Source organism: Brevibacterium rongguiense, from assembly GCF_009857845.1.
GTDB classification, from domain to species: Bacteria; Actinomycetota; Actinomycetes; order Actinomycetales; family Brevibacteriaceae; genus Brevibacterium; species Brevibacterium rongguiense.
In genome coordinates this window covers 1-681 of sequence record NZ_WWEQ01000133.1, presented here as the reverse complement: position 1 = coordinate 681, position 681 = coordinate 1, and the positions used below count along the sequence as shown (strand labels likewise).

Genomic DNA, 681 nt, shown 5'->3' with positions numbered 1-681 from the left:
GACGCCCGCGCCGAACACCGTGCAGCCCAGCGACTCTCATGAGCCGGGCGGTCTGGTCGCGTCCGATCATCCAGCCCTGGCGGCGCATCGCGTGCCACATCTTGCGGTGGCCATACACGCCGTAATTCTGCTGGTGGACGCGCCGGATCTCGTCGATGAGGACCTCGTCACGGATCGCTCGCGCGCAGCGCGGGCGGGCTTTCGCTGCCCGGTAGCCGCGCGACGTGATGAACCCACACTCCGTCGCGCCCAGCACGCGACAGATGGACTCGACCCCGAACTGACCCTTGTGTTCGTCGATGAACCGGATCATCTCGTCGTGGGGCGGTCGAGTTCCGCTGCGAAAAAAGCCGATGCTTTCTTCAAGATCTCGTTCGCGCGCCGTGTCTCTGCGAGTTCGCGGCGAAGGCGCCGGTTCTCTTCCTCGAGCGACTCACGCGGCGCTGCCGCGCCCGCCATGGCTAGTTGTTCGCCGGCACGGGGCATCCAGTTACGGATGGTCGCCGGCGCGATACCGAGCGAGGCTCCGACGGCGTCCATCGCGACGCGCTGTGAGCATGCTTCGGCGGCGCGCTTGTCGAGCACCATCCTGACGGCGTGCTCACGCAACTGCTGGTCGTACTTCTTGGGCATGATCCGATTCTCCTTCAGATGAGTCGGAACCAAACCCAGGGCGCTTCA

At 65.6% G+C, this 681-nt stretch carries 2 protein-coding genes; both read right to left on the bottom strand.

What is annotated here, in order from left to right:
* On the bottom strand, positions 1 to 313 hold a 313-nt coding region (locus tag GSY69_RS13840), incomplete at its 3' end, for an IS3 family transposase (RefSeq protein ID WP_160954403.1).
* Positions 310 to 633, bottom strand: coding sequence for a transposase (locus GSY69_RS13835; RefSeq protein WP_160954402.1), 324 nt, complete (start codon positions 631 to 633; stop codon positions 310 to 312). The genes GSY69_RS13840 and GSY69_RS13835, both read right to left, overlap by 4 nt.
* Between the last annotated feature and the right edge of the window lie 48 nt (positions 634 to 681).